Source organism: Streptomyces diversicolor, assembly GCF_057537855.1.
Genome location: NZ_BAAJXA010000013.1, coordinates 205,221 through 221,103, shown reverse-complemented (window position 1 = coordinate 221,103; position 15,883 = coordinate 205,221). Strand labels below are relative to the sequence as shown.

Sequence of the window (15,883 nt, the reverse complement as noted above, 5' to 3'; positions counted from 1 at the left end):
CCAGGAGACCAAGGACCGCACATGAGCACGAGCAGCATCCGCTCCCGCCGCGTACCCACCGAGCGGCTGACCGTCCAGATCGAGGAGGTCCGGGACGAGGGGGAACCGGTCGTCTTCGTCCACGGCAACGTCTCCTCCGCCGCGTTCTGGCGCCCCGCCCTCGCCCGGCTCCCGGACCGTTACCGGCCCATCGCGCCGGACCTGCGCGGCTTCGGCGGCACCGACCCGCTGCCCATCGACGCGACACGCGGACTGCGCGACCACACCGACGACCTCGCCGCGCTGCTGACGGCCCTCGGGATCGACCGGGCGCACCTGGTGGGCTGGTCGATGGGCGGAGGCGTGGTGCTGCAGTATCTGCGCGACCACCCGGCGGCGGTGCGCTCGGTGACCCTGGTCAACCCGGTCTCCCCGTACGGCTTCGGCGGCACCCACGGGAAGGACGGCATCCTCAACTCCGAGGACGGCGCGGGCTCCGGCGCGGGCACGGCCAACCCCGAGTTCGTGGCGCGGCTCGCCGAGGGCGACCGCGGCGAGGACTCCCCGCTCTCACCCCGCTCGGTCCTGGCGAACTGCTATGTGAACCCGCCGTGGCGTCCCGAGCACGAGGACGAGTACGTCACGTCCATGCTCAGCACGCGGACCGGCGACGACCACTATCCCGGCGACACCACCGCGTCCCCCTGCTGGCCGGGTGTCGCACCGGGCACCCGCGGGGTGCTCAACTGCCTCTCCCCGCTGCGTTTCCGCATCGACGACCTCCATCTGATCGACCCCAAGCCGCCGGTGCTGTGGATCCGCGGCGAGAAGGACGTGATCGTCTCGGACACCTCGATGTTCGACCTGGCACACCTGGGCTCGATCGGCGCGGTGCCGGGCTGGGACGGGACCCCCGCCCAGCCGATGGTGGCACAGACGCGCCACGCCCTGGACCGCTACGCGGCCGAGGGCGGCACGGTGCGCGAGGTCGCCGTGCCCGGCGCGGGGCACGCGGTGCATCTGGAACGGCCCGAAGTCTTCGGCGCCGCGCTGCTGGACGTGCTCTCGGCATGACGGCGTGCGCGGCGTGTCCGTACGGCGGCGGACCCACCCGGCGGTGGTGACGCCGCCGCGGCGGACGCGACACCTACTCGCTGTGCACGATCTGGATCAGGTTGCCGCAGGTGTCGTCGAAGACCGCGGTGGTGACCGTGCCCGTCTCCAGCGGCTCCTGGGTGAAACGCACCCCGAGTCCGCGCAGCCGGTCGAACTCCGCCCGTACGTCGTCCACGGCGAAGGAGGTGGCCGGGATGCCGTCCTGGACGAGAGCCGTCCGGTACGGCCGCACCGCGGGATGGCCGGAGGGCTCAAGCAGCAGTTCGGTCCCGGTGGGATCTTCCGGCGAGACCACGGTCAGCCACCGGTCCTCGCCGAGCGGCACATCGTGCTTCTTCTCGAAGCCGAGCACGTCGGTGTAGAAACGCAGGGCCGTCTCCTGGTCGTCGACGAAGACACTGGACAGATGGATCTTCATGGGCTGCTCTCCGGTGTGTCGGGCCTGAGCCATCGGGTCACGATGCGCTCCAGCGGCTCGGTGTTCAGGTCGTGGAACTTGTAGCGGCCCTGGCGCCGCGACATGACCAGACCCGCGGATTCCAGTACGGCCAGATGCTGACTGATCGCTTGGCGGGACAGCCCCAAGCCGTGCTTGGCCGTCAGCCGAGCGCATATCTCGAAGAGGGTCTGGCCGTCCCGTTCCACCAGTTCATCGAGGATGCGCCGACGGGTGGGGTCGGCCAACGCCTTGAAGACATCGTCCGCCACGACCACGAGCATAGGCAAGTGGTGACTTGCCTATCAAGTCCGCTGTCCGGAGACGGTTCATGCCGCGGCCGCCTGCCGTCGGTCGGCGCACGACGACGCGGCGCGGATCACCGTGCGGCTCATCGACTCCGGGCGTGGCCCGCGTCGCCGACGGCGGGTTTCCGCGGTGTGACCGCCGCGGCGCGGGAGCGTGTGAACCGGCCGCGGACGACGTCGATCAGCGAGGGGCCGCCCCGCAGACACCACAGGGCGATGACCGGATCGCAGATCGCGCAGCCCAGGGAGGACGTGTGGGCGAACGGCACGATCGGGTTGCCCTTGAGGTGGTGCAGTACGTCCCAGGCGGTGTGCAGCAGCCAGGCGATGCCGATGAACGTCCAGGACTCCAGGCCGCGGTAGGCGACATACGTGGCGACGGCGGTGAACAGGAACTCCCAGCCGCCGAAGCCGCCACCGCTCAGATACGCGGCGCCCGCGCCCGCCACCATGATCGCGTTGAAGCGGCGCCGGTGCGGTTCACGGATCAGCGACATCAGCAGCGCGTACAGGAGGCCGATCAGGATCGGCATGACGTAGATCATGACTGGGTGGCCCTTTCCGGGTCCGTACGGGTGGCGCCGGAGCGGTCGAGCAGGCGCAGGGCGAGGAGACCGCCGACGCCGGGGACGACGGCGACGGCCTTGGCGGTGGGCGTGGCCCGGCTGAGGCGCCAGGTGGCGATCACGACGAACAGATAGGCGCAGCCGTGGGTGGGGCCCATCAGGGAGGAGACGGGTTCGAGGTGGGCGGTGGCGAGGTTGGTCAGCATGACGACCAGTGAGATCAGTTCTGTGTGTGCCGCGATGCGCAGGGGCCGCAGGTGCACGGTCGTACTCCCGTGGTGGAGGCGGGCGTCAGGGTCGGTGTTCCGCCGTGGGCGGGGCCGTGCGCCGCTCACCGCTGACCTTGGAGGCCGGAAGGCGCCCGGCCCTGGAGGTGCCCTTCATGGTGTCGCCGTCGACCGTCACGTCGAAGGCCAGGTTCAGCCGCAGGGGCTTGGTGATGGCCTGATGCCACGTCAGCCGGTCGCCGTCCAGGGCGACATCGCTGAGCGGGACCTCCTCGCCCGCTCCTCGGGCGACGCCGGTCAGCACGCCGGCCTCCCTCCGAAGATCGACCACGGCCTTGATCCTGCCGATGGGAGTGGAGATGGACAGGTCCCAGATGCCTTCGACGGACATGGTGCCGTTCTTCCTTACGGTGTGCGCGAACGAAGAGGGAAAGAGGGGGAGGGAGAAAGAGGGGGAGAGGGAAAGAGGGGTGGACGAGAAGCGGCGCGCTGTGCCGGGCCGGGTGTGCGTACGTGTGCGGTCAGAAACCCACGGGGGCCGGGCCCCGGTCGCGCCACACCGTGCCGCGGCGCTCATACGCGAACATCTCCTCCACGGCGTGCGCGATACGGGGCCCCAGCTCGCGCTCCAGCAGATACAGCCCCAGGTCGAGCCCGGAGGTCACGCCGGCGCCGGTCACGAGGTCGCCGTCGTCGACGACGCGGGCCCGCACCGTGTGGGCGCCGGTGGCGTCGAGCATGTCCAGGCCCAGGTGGTGCGTCGTGGCACGGCGTTCCTCCAGCAGGCCCGCCATGGCCAGGACGAGCGAGCCGCCGCACACGGTGGCGACCGTCACCTCGGGGTTGGCCATGGCCGCCGTCATCAGTGCGGGCAACTCGGTGTTCAGGGTGCGGGCCAGCAGGACCGGGATGAACTCGTTCTCGCGCCACTCCCCGTCGTCCGCGTCACGGTCGGGGACCTCGTCGGGCTTACCGACGCGGCCCGCCGCACCGGGAACCACGATCAGGCCGGGGCGCGAGGGGTCCAGGGCGGCGGTGGCGCGCAGGGGCAGGCCCCCGGTGCCGCTGACCACCTCGCGGGCGCCCTCCGCGGAGACCAGTTCCACGCTGAGCGCGCCCGCGGAGGCGATGCCGCCGGCGGACAGCACTTCGAAGGGGGCGACGACGTCGAGCGGATCGAAGCCGTCGAACAGGACGATCTGGGCGCGCATGGAGAGTTCCTTCGGACGAGGGCGAACCGGCCCGCTGCCGGAGACGCCTTTCGAACGTATGCGGTCGCCCTCGGGCACCCCAGTGGCACCAGTGACACTCTTCAACGGAATACCGCCAAGCCCCACCACCAGCCCTCCAGCCGGGGGCCTTGAGCGCCGACGCCACCATGCCGCAGGGCCACGGACCACGGTCGCCCGCACGTCCGTGCACAGCCGCTCACCACATCCGGCCGGCGGATAAACTCCACACGTGCGCTGATCTCCCCGCGGCGGCCACGTACCGCCGCACACGGTGCCGGCGGTCCCACCCGCGGGGGCCGCCCGGCTGATGTGCCCGCCATCACCCCACCGGAGACTTCGCCATGACTGCGCACCAGCGCCTCACCTACGACACGTTCGTCGAGCGTGCCACCATCGATCCGGCCGTCGTCGGCCTGGTCCTGAAGGGCTCCTGGGCCCACGAGGGCATGACCACCGCACACTCCGACCACGACCTGTACGTCGTCCTCGCCGACGGCGCCGCAACGGAACTCACCCGGTTCGCCGGGCACCGCACCCCGGAACTCGACCTCGTCGTCGTCTCCCTGGACGAGTTCCGCGCCGCCGGCATGCCGGGCTTCGAGCGGTACGCCCTCGCTCGTGCCCGGATCGTGCTCGACCGGCTCGACGGCGGCATCGCACACATCCTGGCCGACAAGGCACGGCTCACCACCGATGAGGCGTCCCGCACCGCACGCGCATGGCTCGACGCCTACGCCAACTCCCTCTACCGCTCGGTCAAGAACGACCGCGACGGCCATGCGCTCGCGGCCCGGCTCGACGCCGCCGACAGCATCCGGTATCTGCTGGAACTGCTTTTCGCCCTCGACCGTCGCCCTCGCCCCTACAACAAGTACCTGGAGTGGGAACTCGCCCGATTCCCCCTGCCCGGCTGGGACACCGGCATGCTGCTGGCCGCGGTGGAACACATCGCGGCAACCGGCGACGTGCCCACGCAGCGACGGCTCTTCGCCCAGGTCGAACCGGCAGCCCGCCAAGCCGGCCACGCCACGGTACTGAACGCCTGGGGCAAGGACCTCAACCTGATGCGCCCCCAGTGACCACCCCACACCTTCGCGCCAGAAACCCCCCGGAACCAGCAGGGTTTGACGGCCGGACGACGGGCGCGTGGTCCGGGACCGTGCGGCGGGGTCAGGTGGTGGGGTGGTAGGTGGTGATCAGGCCTGCTGCTAGTACGGGGTCCACCACCGGGATGCCGAGGTGGTGTTCCAGGCGGGGGCGGACGCCTATGGACGTCAGGCCCGTGCAGGCCAGCAGGAGGGTGTCCGCGCCCTGCGCGACCAGGTCCGCCGCCGCCGAAACGGCGGCTTCGGTGCCCTCCGGGGTGCGTAGTTCCGTGGTGCTGTGCACGCCCTGTGGGCGGATCGAGGCCGTCAAGCGGGTGCCGAGCAGGGCGGCCACGGCGGGTGGAGTCTCGTCCCGGATGCCCAGGACACCGATCCGGCGGCCCAGGGACAGGGCCACGGCCGCCGCGGCCGAACCCGCCCCGACCACGGGAACGCGCACGGCCGCACGGGTGTCGTCCAGGGCCGGATCGGCCGCACAGCTGATGATGACGATGTCCACGCCGTCCTCCTCCAACTCCCGGGCGAGGCGGACGATCTTCGGCTCCGCCCGGCGGTGCGAGGCGTCGTCGTGGATGCCGTGCGGCTGGTCGGGGATGCAGCGGGACACCGTGTGCAGGCCGTAACGCTCGGACAGCAGACGACCGTGGTCCTCGACCACGGCGGGGTCTTCGCTGGTGAGGACGCGGATGATGCCGACGGTGGGAACGGACACGGCAGACCTCGCTTTCATGTGGGAAAGGTCAGGGGTGGGCGGCCACGACCTCGGCCGCGGCGCGGACGGCCAGCGACCGGGCGAGCAGTACGGGCCGGCCGGCGGCCCGCGCCGCCGTCGCCCGCATCTGCTCGGTGTAGCCGATGCAGTCCAGCACCAGCCACGCCGCTCCGCCGTCGGCCAGTTTCCGGGCCGCCTCGGCGATCTGCCGATGGGCCTCATCGGCCGGGGCGTACGGGTCGGCTCCGGCGGCCGTGACGGGTCCGGGGAGCAGTTCGGTCCAGCGCAGGGTGACGTCCGCGACCTGGTCCGGATGCGGGCACACGAGGCCGACCGGGGCGTCACCCACGATCGCGGCCACCGCGCGCTGCACCAGCGGCTCGGCGAAGAGCACCGGTCGGGAGCCGTGGATGGCGGGGAACCGCCCGGTGCACAGCAGCAGGGTCGCGACCGCGCCCTGCGCCTCCGCGCGGGCCACGGCCCGTCGCATCCGGAGGATCAGCGCGCGGTGGCCCAGCAGCACCGAACCGCCGTCGCGCAGCCGGGACACGAGGGGGGCCTCGCCGGGCTCGGGGGCAAGTGCCCGGCGGGTGGCGGCCTCGCTGCCACCGGTGAAGTCGTCCTCGTCCAGGGCGCCGTGCTCGATGAGGTGGACGCCGGGCAGCAGCGGCTCGGCGTCGGGCCGCAGGTCGGACCGGGGGGCCTGGCCGATGGTGACCAGGCCGAGGGCGGGACGGCCCGCGGACGGGGGGCCGGCCGGTGCGGCGGGGGCCGGGGGCTGGTTCGGGAACACGGTCACTCCAGCAGGTCGGGGCGCAGGGGCGTCGGACGAGGCCGCCCGAGCGCGGGGCATGCGGGGGTCGGGATGAGCGGCGCCCGAGCGCGGCGCGTGCGGGCGCGGTGGACGGGGTGGGTGTCGTGGGTGTGGTGGTGCCGGTGTGGCTGAGGGGCCGGCGCGGTGACGCCCGGCCCCGGCGTCACCGCGCCGGCCCCGGCAGCAGCACGGGTGTCAGAGCGCCTTCGTGAGCTTGCTGATGTCGTTGAGCGAGCTGCCCGCGATGAGACCGGCGCCCACCAAAGACATGTCGTTGTCGGACTGCTCGTCCCGGCGGCTCCGCTCGTCGGCCGTGTGCGCACCCCGGCGGCGCCACCGGGTGTAGCCGTAGCGGACGGCGAGCGCGCCCAGCACCATCCAGCCCGCGTTGGCGGTCGCCACCAGCAGACCCGTGGCGAGCAGGACACCGAGCTGGCGGGAGGAGCCGCCGATGAGCTGGATCAGGGCGCCGGGGATCGCCCACAGCAGCAGGGTGGTCATGGTGTGCGGGTCCAGTCCGGACGTGATGGTGGTGACGTACACCTTGGAGACCGGGGGCACCTTGCCGTCGGTGAAGAAGGTGTGCCAGGCCAGGGCCACCACGCCGAGCGCGACGGCGAAGCCCATCACCTGGGCGATGTACTGCTCACGGCGACCGGCCATCTCGTAGGGCTGCCACGGCACGGCGTCCCGGCGCAGCAGCCAGCCCGCCTTGAAGTCGTAGCCGAGGTCGGCGAAGGCCGGCCCTGTGGAGGCGGTGTAGCCGACGAGAAGGGCCAGCGGCACCGTCGGGATGCCGAGGAAGAGACCCACGATCAGGACGATGAGGGTCACCGCGAAGGCCGGGAACCAGCCCGAGTGCATCGCGGCGAGTCCGACGATCAGCTGATGCACCAGCGCGGCGGCCCCGGCCAGCAGCATCCAGCCGATCAGCCCGGGCACGGTCATGTGGCCGATCAGACCGCCGGTGAGGGCGACCACCACCGCTCCCGCGGTGAACAGGACCACGCCCTCCAGCAGGCCGCGCCGCAGCCGGGTCGCGCCGACCGTGCGCCCGGGGGTGCCGTCGTCCTCGGCCCGCGCCGCGCCGGCCTTGCGCCCGCCGCCCCCGCGCCCGCGCCCGCGCATCAGCATCCCGGCCTGGCCCAGGGCGACGAGCCCCGCGCCGATCATCAGGCCGTGCGGGACGAAGGCGCCCGACAGGTCGACATCCAGCAGGGTCGGCGCGTACTGCGCCACCAGCAGACCGATGCCGAACATCAGCAGCGCCCAGACGTTGCCCAGGAAGGCGACACCGGCCGCGCTCGTCGGGATCTTCATCAGCGCGCCGAGCAGACCGACCACGGCGCCGGCACCGAGGACCACGGCCTTCTTGCCACCGCTGTCACCGGCCTTGATCGTCTCGGCCGCCGCGATACCGGCGGGCCAGGCGTTGGTCGCCGGGAGCAGTGTGGAGTCGAAGACCCGGTACAGGACCCAGCTGTCGACCGCCAGGCCGATGGTCGCGCCGCCCAGCATCGGCCACACCAGGTCGGTGCGGCCCAGCGCGAAGGGCACGGCGATCGGGGTCATCAGCGAGTTGGCCGCGGCGAAGGTCGAGCCGGACACGGCCGACTGCACGAGGTTCTGGCGGTGCAGCGACCGCATCCTGACCAGGACACCGGCCGGGACGCGCCCGACGAGCATCGCGACCAGGGCGCCGATCACGGCGGTGTTCGGGGACACACCGAGCGAGGTGATCAGGACGACGCCGATCAGCGCGCCGAGCACGGACAGCAGCACGATGAGGATCGCGGTGACCGGTTCCAGCGCACGGGGGTGCCGTGCGGCGGCCGGTGCGGTCGTCGCCGCGGCGGCGGTCGGCGGGCCGGGTGGACCGGTGGCGGGCGTACGGTGCACAAAGACTCCTGGGGCCAGTTCTCGGGGCGGCGGGAGAGCGGGGACGGACGCCTCGGCTGCCGCAGGGGAGGGGGACGGACGGGGAGAGGACCAACAGAGCAGTAACAGGGGGAGTGACAGGGGGAGCAGCGGTGGATCAGGCGGGTCGGCCCTGCAGGCGGGCCATGGGCCCGTACAGCTCGACCAGACGGTCGAACTCCGCGGGGTCGAAGAAGCGGGCTCCGCCCCGGCCGAACTCCTTGGCCGTCTCCAGGGCGAACCGCGCGGCGGCCGCGATGTCGGTCTCGTGACTGGCCCCGGTGGCGCACCCGGCGACCGCCGTGCCCGCGGTGACGGCCAGCCCGACCACCGGGGCGCCGGTGGCGACGGCGGGCTGGAGCAGGGAGTTGATGTGGTGGACGCCGTTGCCGTACGGGGTGATGTCCTGGGTGGTCACGGGGATGACCCGGGCCGGCTCCCCGGTCACCGTCTCCAGGACCGACAGCAGGTCCTCGCTGACCCGCAGCACCCAGCCCTGCCGGATGGTCGGTGAAAGGGCGATGCCACGGTGGTTGAGCAGCCGGTTCCCCTTGGTCGTGTCGATGGAGACGATCGCGTCCATCTCCTCGCGGACCTCCTCGCGGTTGCACAGCGCGATGTCCACCGGTGAGTCCATGAACGGTACCGGGTCGTGCGGGCGGGTCGGGGCCCAGCCGCAGACATGGGTGGAGAACATCACATCGCCGTCGAGCACGTCACCGCGCGCGTGCATGTCGAGGAGCTTCGCGGCGGCCGCCAGCGCGGCGACGGCTCCGTCGGCGTCCGAGACCAGGCCGATCCGCTCCGGCCGGGCGCCCACTCCGCCGAGACGGCCCAGGATGCCCAGGGTCGGCGCGTCACCGCCGGACAGCCGCCCTGACCGGCCGGGGACCGTCACGCTGACGAAGTCGGTGCTGCCCTTGTCGCCCGCCACGGTCCGCACCTCGATGGTGGGCCGGGGCGCCACGGCGTCGGCGTCGGCCGGTACGGCGGCCAGGACCCGCCGGAGGTGGTCGGCGAGCAGGTCGCCGCTGGTCTGCGGACGGTCGAGGAGTTCGATGACGTCGATCACGTGCTTGAGCAAGGGAGCGCCTCTCGGGGTGCCGGGCCGGGGCCGGGGGAACGGCGAACACAGTCGGCCGGGTGGAACGGGTCGTGCGGATACGGGCCGGGCGGGACCGTCGGGTGAGCCGGGTCCGTCCGGCCGCGGCGCCCGGTGCCGCGGGCCTCGCCTCGGGCGAGGTCCGGTGGCCGGCGCGCGGGCGGCCTCGGGCCGCCGACGGTGGGGGTGGCCGTCGGTCCTGCCCAGAACGCGGGCGCCGGTCGGGCGTCGTGGTGCCGGTGGAGTTCCGGCGGTCACAGAGTTCTGCGGAAAGTCGCTGAGCGCAATCATTTCCCGATATCAGAGAAGCGTTACCCTGCGTCCCATGAACGAACATGTTCCGGCAACCTCGGCGGAGACCGTGCGCCCTCCGTTGCAGACCGCGGACCGGCTGCTCAGTGTGCTGCAGTCCTTCGACCGGGAGCATCCCGAGTGGGGTGTCTCCGATGTCGCCAAGGAGTTCGGCCTGGACAAGTCGGTGGCCCAGCGGCTGCTGGCCGCCCTCGCCTACCGGGGATTCCTCGTCTCGGACCCGCGCTCCCGCCGCTACCGGCTCGGGCCCGCGGTCTGGCACCTGGCCCATGGCTGGGAACGGGACGGCGGGCTGGCCCGGCTGGTGGGGCCACCGCTGCAGGCGCTCGCCGCCGAGACGGGAGTGTCCACCCTGTTCGCGGTGCCCGACGGGATCCACATGCGGTGCGTGGCCTCCGCCGAGGGCGCCGAGGGCCCCCTGCGGGTGGACGGCCTCGCCGGGGAGCTGTACCCCGCGCACGCCGGAGCCACCTCCCGCGCCTACTTCGGCATGCTGACGCCCAGGGACCGGGCCGCGCTGCTCTACACGCGCCCGATGGCCCGCTTCAGCGAGCGGACCGTCGTCGAACCGGCCGCCCTGGAAGAGCGGTTCGCCGAAGTACGCCGCGACGGACACGCGTACTCGGAGGGGGAGTACGATCCTGACACCGCCGCGCTCGCCGTCCCGGTCGCGGTGGGCCGTCGCGCCGTCGGTACCCTCAGCCTCGTCGCTTCCACCGACGCACTGCGCTCCCGCCGCGCGGAACTCGTCGGCCCGCTGCTGCGCGGCGCCGTCGAACTGGGCAGGCTGCTCACCCCCCGCCGCCCCAGCCCGGCCGCCGGAGGCCGCTGACCGCCGCACGGCGCCGCGACGTGCTGCCCGGGCCGTGCCCGGACCCGGCCGCACCACCACCCCTGCCTCGGAAGGAACCACCGTGAAGCTGCTGCTCCTGTCCAACTCGACCGCCCCCGGCCGCGGTTACCTTGAGCATGCGCTGGACGAGATCCTCGACGTCCTCGGCACGGCCCGTCGGCTGGTCTTCGTGCCGTACGCGCTCGCGGACCACGACACCTACACCGCCAAGGTGGCCGCCGCCCTGGAACTCCGCGGGATCGAGGTGACGGGGGTACACACCGCCGCGGACCCGGTTGCCGCCGTGCGCGGGGCCGAGGCCGTGTTCGTCGGCGGCGGAAACAGCTTCCGGCTGCTGACGGCACTGCACACCCGCGGCCTCGTGCCGGCCGTACGGGACCGGGTGGCGCAAGGGGCGGTGTACCTGGGCTCAAGCGCGGGGACGAACATGGCCTGCCCGACCGTGCGCACCACCAACGACATGCCGATCGTCCAGCCCCCGACCTTCGAGGCGCTGGGCCTGCTGCCCTTCCAGATCAACCCGCACTACCTGGACGCCTCACCGGACTCGACACACATGGGCGAGACCCGTGCCGAGCGGCTGGAGCAGTTCCTGGAGGAGAACGACGTCCCGGTGGTCGGGCTGCGCGAGGGCACCTGGCTGCGCCGTGAGGACGACCGGCTCACCCTGGGCGGCACCTCGGCCGGCGCCGTGCTCTTCCGCCGCGGCGAAGACCCCGAGGAACTGACGGCGGGCCGCGATCTCAGCCATCTGCTCACCCTCCCCGCCCGCTTCGACCGACGCTGACCCCTACGGGGGCACCGATAGGGGCGCGGGGAACCGCGCAAAAACCGCAACACCGCCGCGGACGAACGCCGGCCGGGCCGGAGAGCCGGGCCGGAGAGCCGGGCAAAGCGCCCGCCTGCGGTCGTGCGCGCGGCGAACAACGCGACGCTTCCGGTCCATTGACACTCCGGAAGCGGCTCACTTACTGTCTACCAGGAATTCGAACGGCATTCGAAATCTCGAACAGTCCGAAGAGTCGCCTCCCGTACGGACCGCTCGGGCGCGGCCCGCGCCGCGCCGGCACCGCTCGTCGCACGCACGCACCCGCACCGCACGTATCCCCGGAATGTCATGGTCGCGTCCCGGGCCGCCGGCGGGCCGCCTCGCGCCAGTCCGCGGCGCCCGCGGCCGGAGCATCGTGGCTTCCGCCGTTGCCGAGGAGATGGTCATGTCCGAACTCCCGCGCCGCGATGCCCTGCGGCTGACCGCACTCGCCACCGCCATCCCGGCGTTCCAGGCCATGTTCCCGGCGGCGGCCGGGGCGGCGACACCCCCGACAGCCAGGACTGCGGCCGGCCGTTCCGCGGCCGGCGCGGCACAGGGCCCCCGCCTCCCCACGCCCTCCTCCTGGATCGTCAAGCCGTTCGACAACACACGCGTGACGCTCGCCCCGAGCCTGTTCACCGACAACCGCGACCGGGTGCTGAACTTCCTGCGGGCCTACTCGGCCGACCGCATGCTCGCCGTCTTCCGCACCAACGCGGGACTCGACACCCACGGCGCCCAGCCACCCGGCGGCTGGGAGACCGCGGACGGCAACCTCAGGGGCCACTTCGCCGGGCACTTCCTCAGCGCGCTCAGCCTCGCCTACGCCGGAACCGGCGAGCGGGTCCACAAGGACAAGGCCGACTACATGGTGGGGGCGCTCGGCGCGTGCCAGGACGCGCTCGCCGCGCTGGTCGGCACGGACGACCCCGCGGCGCCCAGCCACGCCGGCTACCTGGCCGCGTACCCCGAGACGCAGTACGTCCTGCTGGAGCAGTACGCCACCTACCCGAGGATCTGGGCGCCCTGGTACACCTGCCACATGATCATGCGCGGCCTGCTCGACGCCTACCAGCACGCGGGCAACGAGCAGGCGTTGCGGATCGTCCTGGGCATGGGCGACTGGGCCCACAGCAGGCTCGGCCACCTGCCCAGGACACAGCTCGACCGGATGTGGAAGATCTACATCGCGGGCGAGTACAACGCGATGCCGGTGGTCATGGCCGACCTGTACGCCCTCACCGGCGACGAGAAGTACCTGACGACCGCGAAGTGCTTCGACAACACCTACCTGTTCGAGGCCGCCGTGGCCGGTGAGGACACCCTGGACGGGGAGCACGCCAACCAGCACATCCCGCAGTACCAGGGGTACTTGGAGATCTACGAACAGACCGGGGAGCGGCAGTATCTCGCCGCGGCCAGGAACTTCTGGGACATGGTGGTGCCGCACCGCACCTACGTCGACGGCGGCATGGCCGGCTCGGGCGAGATCTTCGGCGCGCGGGACGTCATCGCCGCGACCATCCAGCAGGACAACGCCGAGACCTGCTGCGTCTACAACATGCTCAAACTGAGCCGGAGCCTGTTCTTCCACACCGCCGACCCGAAGTACATGCAGTACTACGAGCGGACCCTGTACGGCCAGATCCTCGGCTCACGGCGCAACACATCGAGCGACACCAACCCGTTGCTCACCTACTTCGTGCCGGTGAATCCGGGCGCCCACCGGTCGTACGGCAACATCGGCACCTGTTGCGGCGGCACCGGTCTCGAAACACACGCCAAGTTCCAGGACTCCGTCTACTTCAGCTCCGCGGACGGCTCGGCACTCTATGTGAACCTCTATCTGCCGTCCGTCCTCGACTGGCCGGAGCGTGGATTGACCCTCACCCATGCCACCGACTACCCGACCGACCCGGCCGGTACCAGCACCCTGACCGTCACCGGGAACGCACGGCTCGACCTCAGGCTGCGCGTCCCGTACTGGGCCGAGCGCGGTTTCACCGTCCACGTCAACGGGGTCAGGCAGCGGGTGGCCGCCACGCCCGGCACCTATGTGTCCCTGAGCCGGCGCTGGCGGACGGGCGACCGGGTGGACATCGCCGCGCCGTTCACCCTGCGCATCGAACGCGCTCTGGACGACCCGGCCACCCAAGCGGTCGCGTACGGTCCGGTGCCCCTTGTGATCCGGAGTTCCGCGACGGAGTACCAGAAGCTGACCCTGTACCGCAATTACCCGCTCAGCCGTGACCTGAGCCGGGTGATCCGCCCGACGGGGGAGCCGATGACCTTCACCGTCGGCGGCCTGACCCTGGCCCCCTTCTACATCAACACCACCGACGGCTATCACATGTACTTCAAGCGCGCCGAACCCGAGATCGTCTTCGGCGCCACCGGCACCGGCATCGAGAACCGCGCGAATGCCGCCGGGCTGACGTTTCTCGACGAGGTCTGGGACCGGGGCCCGTTCCGCACCAGAGGCGACCTGGTGCGGGCGGTCGCCGAGGTCGCCGAAGACCGCACCGCCACAGGCGACTTGACACCGCGTCAGCGCCAGACACTGATCGAGGCGGCCGCCCGAGCCCAACTCCCTTCCTGAGCCCTTGATTCCGGGCGGACCAAGGCCCTGAGTCCGGGCGGACGCGCCTCGCCGATCCGACCGGGGTCTGTAGGAGGGCGACCCCGCCACCGGCCCGGCACACACCGCTCACACCCCATCCCACAGGCGGAGGCACACCGCCGCCTCGTGGCGCCCGGTATCCGAGTCCGCCTGGGACGACCACCCCGGACAGCCGACGGCCCGCTCGCCGCGCAATCCGCCAACCCTCCGACCGCCCCGACACCAGACCGCCAAGCGGCCGACTCCTCCTGCCGGACACCGTGGGCGGCGACATGCAGTTTCCTCTGGTTCCGCCGGCGTCGTGTGCGGCGCCGGCGGAGCAGCCTCGACGAGGTGTCAAGCGGTCGGCGTCAGGCGTCGGAGTTCGGCCGCAGGACTCGGGTGAGCCAGGCCGTGCGGGTCCGGCGGGCCGTGGCCGAAAGGGCCGCCTGGGGGTACAGCGCGTCGAAGCCGTGGAAGCCGCCCGCCCAGACGTGGAGTTCGGCCTGGCCGCCTGCCGCCCAGATACGGGTGGCGTAGTCGGTGATCTCGTCGCGGAAGACCTCGGCGGAGCCGGTGTCGAGGTAGGTGGTCGGCAGGCCGGAGAGGTCGTCGGCCAGGGCGGGCGAGACATACGCGGGCACCTCGTCGTCGCTGAGGCCGCCGAGGACGGCGCCCCATCCGAACGCGTTCATCTCGCGGGTCCACACGCCGGGCCCGCCGGAGTACTGGCGGCTGGAGGTGGTGGTGTTGCGGTGGTCGAGCATGGGACAGACAAGCATCTGTGCGGCGATCGCCGGGGCGCCGAGGTCGCGGGCCAGCAGGGTGACGCCCGCGGCGAGCCCGCCGCCCGCGCTGGCGCCCGCGACGACGATCCGGGCGGGGTCGACGCCCAGCTCGGCGGCGTGTTCGGCGATCCAGAGCAGCCCCTGGTAGCAGTCCTCGACCAGGGTGGTGCCGGTGACCTCGGGCGCGAGCCGGTAGTCGACGGAGACCACGACCGCTCCGAACTCGTCCAGCCACTCCAGGGGGATGTCGATCTGGGAGAAGCGGTCGCCCATGACCATCCCGCCGCCGTGCATCCAGTAGACGCAAGGGCCGGCGGCGGTACGGTCCTTGTCCGCCGGGCTGAAGACCGACAGGGGCAGAGGGGTGCCGTCCTTGGCGGGCACGAAGACCTCGCGGCGCTCGACCCGCCGGTCGGCGAGCAGGGTGTCGACGGGCGTCGGCGGGAGCCCGCGCAGGTGGGCGAGCACGTCCGGGCTGAGCTCGGACATCAGGGGCATGTCGGCCAGCAGCTCGCACAGTTCGGGGTCGAGAGCGGGTCGCGGCGTGGTCATGATGGTTGCCTTTCGCGGGGTGGTGCCGTGGGGCGGGGGAGGGGCCGCCTCGCCGGGGGCGAGGCGGCAGGACGGTGGGCGCGTTCGACGTGCCAGGACGGTGGGCGCGTTCGACGCGTCAGAAGGCGGCCTTGCCGCGGACCGGGACGTAGTCGGTGTACTCGGACTCCTTGGCCAGCAGCGGCTCGATCCGCGCCACGATGGCCTGGGCGGCTTCGCCGGCGAAGACCCGGTGGTGGTCCTCCTCGCTGGTCCAGCCCTCGGTGACGTGGACGACGTCCGGGTCGGAGGCCGAACGCGAGACGAGATAGACGAGGCAGTGTTCGCTCGCGCCGGGGCTGCCGTCGTCCAGACCGGTCAGCAGCAGGTCGACGAGCTGGTCCCCCATGGTGGGCCTGGCGGTCAGTGTGGCGTTGAAGCCGTAGGTGACGGTCATGGAATCCTTCTTCCCTG

General features: G+C 72.1%; 17 protein-coding genes. 5 read left to right on the top strand and 12 right to left on the bottom strand.

The annotated features are described in order from the left end of the window. The first annotated feature begins 21 nt into the window (after window positions 1–21). Window positions 22–1,053: an alpha/beta fold hydrolase gene (locus tag AC27LF_RS18010; RefSeq protein WP_479659542.1), complete on the top strand. Its 1,032-nt coding sequence runs from the start codon at window positions 22–24 to the stop codon at window positions 1,051–1,053. A gap of 73 nt (window positions 1,054–1,126) precedes the next feature. On the opposite strand, the gene AC27LF_RS18005 is transcribed toward AC27LF_RS18010, so the two are convergent. From AC27LF_RS18005 to AC27LF_RS17980, 6 genes are all read right to left on the bottom strand, one after another. After that, on the bottom strand, window positions 1,127–1,513 hold the full coding sequence (locus AC27LF_RS18005) for a VOC family protein (protein ID WP_479659554.1): 387 nt from the start codon (window positions 1,511–1,513) through the stop codon (window positions 1,127–1,129). After that, the gene (locus AC27LF_RS18000; protein WP_479659541.1) at window positions 1,510–1,803 is read right to left on the bottom strand and encodes an ArsR/SmtB family transcription factor; all 294 of its coding nucleotides are present in this window, start codon (window positions 1,801–1,803) and stop codon (window positions 1,510–1,512) included. The genes AC27LF_RS18005 and AC27LF_RS18000 overlap by 4 nt, the downstream gene beginning before the upstream one ends. A gap of 119 nt (window positions 1,804–1,922) precedes the next feature. Then, window positions 1,923–2,384, bottom strand: a complete 462-nt coding sequence (locus AC27LF_RS17995; RefSeq protein ID WP_479659540.1) for a DUF6010 family protein — start codon at window positions 2,382–2,384, stop codon at window positions 1,923–1,925. Continuing rightward, the gene (locus AC27LF_RS17990) at window positions 2,381–2,668 is read right to left on the bottom strand and encodes a DUF3817 domain-containing protein (protein WP_479659539.1); all 288 of its coding nucleotides are present in this window, start codon (window positions 2,666–2,668) and stop codon (window positions 2,381–2,383) included. Before AC27LF_RS17990 ends, AC27LF_RS17995 begins: the two co-directional genes overlap by 4 nt. A gap of 28 nt (window positions 2,669–2,696) precedes the next feature. Beyond that, window positions 2,697–3,023, bottom strand: a complete 327-nt coding sequence (locus tag AC27LF_RS17985; protein WP_479659538.1) for a hypothetical protein — start codon at window positions 3,021–3,023, stop codon at window positions 2,697–2,699. A gap of 130 nt (window positions 3,024–3,153) precedes the next feature. Continuing rightward, window positions 3,154–3,843, bottom strand: a complete 690-nt coding sequence (locus AC27LF_RS17980; protein WP_479659537.1) for a DJ-1/PfpI family protein — start codon at window positions 3,841–3,843, stop codon at window positions 3,154–3,156. Window positions 3,844–4,205: 362 nt separating this feature from the next. Between AC27LF_RS17980 and AC27LF_RS17975 the strand changes: the two genes are divergently transcribed. Then, on the top strand, window positions 4,206–4,943 hold the full coding sequence (locus AC27LF_RS17975) for a hypothetical protein (RefSeq protein ID WP_479659536.1): 738 nt from the start codon (window positions 4,206–4,208) through the stop codon (window positions 4,941–4,943). A gap of 91 nt (window positions 4,944–5,034) precedes the next feature. Here the strand turns inward: AC27LF_RS17975 and AC27LF_RS17970 are convergent, their stop codons facing one another. The 4 genes from AC27LF_RS17970 to AC27LF_RS17955 form a co-directional block, all read right to left on the bottom strand. Then, window positions 5,035–5,700 carry an aspartate/glutamate racemase family protein gene (locus tag AC27LF_RS17970; RefSeq protein ID WP_479659535.1) on the bottom strand — a complete coding sequence of 222 codons (666 nt, stop codon included), beginning with the start codon at window positions 5,698–5,700 and terminating at the stop codon, window positions 5,035–5,037. Window positions 5,701–5,710: 10 nt separating this feature from the next. Beyond that, on the bottom strand, window positions 5,711–6,475 hold the full coding sequence (locus AC27LF_RS17965; protein WP_479659534.1) for an AroM family protein: 765 nt from the start codon (window positions 6,473–6,475) through the stop codon (window positions 5,711–5,713). Between the two features lie 216 nt (window positions 6,476–6,691). Continuing rightward, window positions 6,692–8,395: an OPT family oligopeptide transporter gene (locus AC27LF_RS17960; RefSeq protein ID WP_479659533.1), complete on the bottom strand. Its 1,704-nt coding sequence runs from the start codon at window positions 8,393–8,395 to the stop codon at window positions 6,692–6,694. A gap of 136 nt (window positions 8,396–8,531) precedes the next feature. Continuing rightward, window positions 8,532–9,497, bottom strand: coding sequence for a DUF1177 domain-containing protein (locus AC27LF_RS17955; protein ID WP_479659532.1), 966 nt, complete (start codon window positions 9,495–9,497; stop codon window positions 8,532–8,534). A gap of 343 nt (window positions 9,498–9,840) precedes the next feature. Here AC27LF_RS17955 and AC27LF_RS17950 point away from each other — a divergent pair, with 343 nt between their 5' ends. The 3 genes from AC27LF_RS17950 to AC27LF_RS17940 all read left to right on the top strand — a co-directional run bounded on the left by AC27LF_RS17950 (window position 9,841) and on the right by AC27LF_RS17940 (window position 14,090). Beyond that, the gene (locus AC27LF_RS17950) at window positions 9,841–10,659 is read left to right on the top strand and encodes an IclR family transcriptional regulator (protein ID WP_479659531.1); all 819 of its coding nucleotides are present in this window, start codon (window positions 9,841–9,843) and stop codon (window positions 10,657–10,659) included. Between the two features lie 82 nt (window positions 10,660–10,741). Then, a complete protein-coding gene (gene pepE / locus AC27LF_RS17945; RefSeq protein WP_479659530.1) occupies window positions 10,742–11,467 on the top strand; it encodes a dipeptidase PepE in 726 nt (241 codons plus the stop codon). Window positions 11,468–11,894: 427 nt separating this feature from the next. Continuing rightward, a complete protein-coding gene (locus AC27LF_RS17940; protein WP_479659529.1) occupies window positions 11,895–14,090 on the top strand; it encodes a beta-L-arabinofuranosidase domain-containing protein in 2,196 nt (731 codons plus the stop codon). 371 nt (window positions 14,091–14,461) lie between these two features. On the opposite strand, the gene AC27LF_RS17935 is transcribed toward AC27LF_RS17940, so the two are convergent. Further along, entirely contained in the window at window positions 14,462–15,430 is a 969-nt protein-coding gene (locus AC27LF_RS17935) for an alpha/beta hydrolase (RefSeq protein WP_479659528.1), read from the bottom strand. Window positions 15,431–15,548: 118 nt separating this feature from the next. Further along, entirely contained in the window at window positions 15,549–15,866 is a 318-nt protein-coding gene (locus tag AC27LF_RS17930) for a putative quinol monooxygenase (protein ID WP_479659527.1), read from the bottom strand. Between the last annotated feature and the right edge of the window lie 17 nt (window positions 15,867–15,883).